The organism is Paenibacillus sp. P4_E11 (assembly GCF_056401635.1).
This window is the reverse complement of sequence record NZ_JBFUIX010000293.1, coordinates 1-2,983: the sequence shown is the minus strand read 5'-3', so window position 1 is coordinate 2,983 and position 2,983 is coordinate 1. Positions and strand designations below refer to the sequence as shown.

At 37.4% G+C, this 2,983-nt stretch carries 2 protein-coding genes; both read right to left on the bottom strand.

Annotated features, from left to right (window positions below; genetic code table 11):
* Positions 1–684: 684 nt before the first annotated feature.
* Complete coding sequence (locus AC1DWB_RS33030; RefSeq protein ID WP_477545328.1) at positions 685–1,401, bottom strand: hypothetical protein; 717 nt, start codon at positions 1,399–1,401, stop codon at positions 685–687.
* A 306-nt stretch (positions 1,402–1,707) separates the two neighbouring features.
* Positions 1,708–2,001, bottom strand: coding sequence for a hypothetical protein (locus tag AC1DWB_RS33025; protein WP_477545327.1), 294 nt, complete (start codon positions 1,999–2,001; stop codon positions 1,708–1,710).
* Positions 2,002–2,983 lie beyond the last annotated feature (982 nt).

The following is a 2,983-nucleotide window of genomic DNA, read 5'->3' as shown; positions in this document are numbered from 1 at the left end:
ATTCAATACAATCGCAGCAGCGGATATAAAGTGCTTCGGAAGATTATGCATCAAAATTAGTCCTTTCATTATTAGGTTTGCTCAGATTTCATATAACGTTCTTGTGTTCCCGACGTCCACCGTAGGTGGATGTGTCCGTCTGAATCAGCTCCTCCGAAATCCCTCAGACGGGCCAAGGGGCGTATGCCCTGCAGTGGGAACATGCTGTTACACGACGGGACTTTGAGTTACCCACATTCTTCTMTGAAATTGCATTCACCRAGGTTTCCRATCTGCCTGTCTTTCAATTTCAAGGATATTTCTCTTGRTCTGCTTCAATCWTTAGTGCCATCGGCGATTGCTTCCTGMACATCCTTCCRTGGCATGCTCTTGCTCAATTCGCYACWGTATCAAGTACACGACCGCTGATCGCTCGAAAGTAATCAGATATTTATTTCTTCTGGTCCCTTATGTATCATCAATGCTATCCCTGACTTTACAGTTGTCCCCATATTCCCTTCGTCTTGTCGTGTAACGTTCTTGTATTCACGAACCCTCACTGGCTTAAGGCCGTAGGCCGGCCGCGACGCGGTTAGCCAGTGCAGGGTTGTCTGCCTGGCTAACATCCCCGAAACAGCTTCGGGCAGACCAAGGTCGGCGCAGCCGGCCGCAGCGTGAATATGGTGTTAGGCGAAGTTATTTCTCTTACTTGAAGCCCCCACTAAGATCTAATAAGTCACCTGGGTCTATAACATCCACATTCATTTCAACTAGTTTTCTTGCAATGCATTTAATGAATTGATCAATAGTTTCGCTATATTTTTTTATCATCTCAATCTTAAAATCGTGATGCTTGTTCTCATGTACGATTTCGTTTCTTAATGAAGTAATTTTACTTATTATTTTTACAGTTTCTATTTCAAAAGTAAGTCCACTTATATCAGTCATCCGTTTTATGATATTATGAATTGTCCCACTGGAATAAATCCCTGCTGCTCTTCTAGCAAGTACAAGTAAAAATTGATCTTTTGATTCATGTTTTATGAAATCTTCATACGAGAAACCAAATCGATCTTCGGACTTAACAGTCTTCATTCTTTGTGGATCAATAGCAAAAATGCAATAGAAAAAATCACTTATTGATGCTTCTATAATTGTCGCCATGTAAACTATAACTTGGTTATTCATTACTTCAATTGCTGAGATTACATCTTTCTTGATGCTTGAATGTATAGTTTGTCTTGAATCATCATCTTCCGGAATTAATATAATGTTACCTTGTTCATCACTTTTCCATCCATGCTTATTTGTAAATAGCCTCATTGAATCTTCATCATTAACATAATCTAACAATGTTTCAAAGTTTAGAATAGAAAAGAAATTTAAAGTCCAGTATCTCTGAAAGTTATATTGTAGTTTCATTGTTCTTAATTTTCTCCTATTTTAGAAATAATTTCGCCTAACGTTGTTGCATTCCCGACGCTCCACCACCTTAAATGAGCTTGGAACCATAGGCGAAGCCGGTTCCCGACTGGCCGCGATGCGGTTAGGTGGTGCGGGTGTGTCGCCTGAATCCACTTCCTCGAAAATCCTCTCGGCGACCAAGGCCCCTTTAGGGGCCCCAGCGGGAATGCGGTGTTATATGATGGATCGGTCTTCTTCGACTGGATTATTGTGCTTTCAAGGATTCCATGTTTTGCTGTTTTAATATGTTGTATCTGTTATTAATTACTCAAAATCAGTATCTCCTGTGCGTTTTATTAAGGAGAATATTATTAAATACATTACTGAATTAATACTGCCTGAAATGTAAAATAGAGCAGATTGATTTCCTACTGCCGCTCTAAATTCTCCAATAATAACTAAAAATATGAATGTCGTTATAATTCCTGCGATGAGATGTAATACAAGCTTAATTAAATAAGTAGATAATCTCTCTCCTTTAATGTAATGATTTATTAGTAATGCTACAGGTGTACCTAGCAGATATACAGCAGGTAAGCTAATTATTAGCATAGGCATTATCAATTCTCCTGAAATGCCTCCAAAAATAAATAATGAAATTAGTAGCGAGCTTAAACTAGCTGTTGCAAACCCAGTGATTGATATAGTTATGATTCTATTCCTAGCTTTCATAGTAATCACCAACGATTTAGTATTTTGAATTCTTCTAGTCTTTTTTCATTTTTTATTAGTACTTAACCGATCTTTCATATAACGTTCTTGTATTCACGAACCCTCACCACCTTAAGGACCGTTAGGTCCGGCCGCGATGCGGTTAGGTGGTGCAGAGTTGTCTGCCTGAATCCTCCTCCTCGAAATTCCTCGGGTAGACCAAGGGGCGTATGCCCCGCAGCGTGAATACGGTGTTAAGCGAAGTTCTTGACTTCTTGACATAACCCAAAAATCTCAATCTCAGTAATTTTACTTCTTTATCTAATTACTTAATCCCTAGTCTATCTATATCAACTTCATTTATTTTTTTGTGTTGATAATTAGTTAATCGTGTGTAACCTTGCAAAAAAATAATATATATAACGGAAGTTATTACACCTGATATAATAAAAAATTTCTCCTGACCGTAGACTAATCGAGCAATAATCATCCCTACTAAGCAATAAATCAGTATCCATAACAATATACTAATCTTATAACTCACCTTCATTAGTAGATTATTTAATAATTATTCGTCAATAATTAGTGAAACGACCGGTAATATTAACATTCCCTTCCATGCAATATAAAATCCAAAAAATGAATATATCAACACAGCGATAGGATTATAAGATTCAGAAATAAATGAGAATATGATTAAATAGGCTAGTAGTGCGATGGAGGAGCAAGATAGCCTGCTTGCAAATTTCAAAAATATTTTCATATTTTTCACCTCAGCACTTTGTTGAATTTCCAATTACAACTTCCTCGAAATGCTTAAAGAAAATAAGTCAGTTTCAAGAATTTCACTTAACGTTCTTGTGTTCCCGAACCCTCACTACCTTAAAGG

Coding starts and splice junctions, on each gene's coding strand:
- AC1DWB_RS33030 (WP_477545328.1), bottom strand. CDS start 1,401: ATGAAACTACAATATAACTTTCAGAGATACTGGACTTTAAATTTCTTT.
- AC1DWB_RS33025 (WP_477545327.1), bottom strand. CDS start 2,001: ATGCCTATGCTAATAATTAGCTTACCTGCTGTATATCTGCTAGGTACA.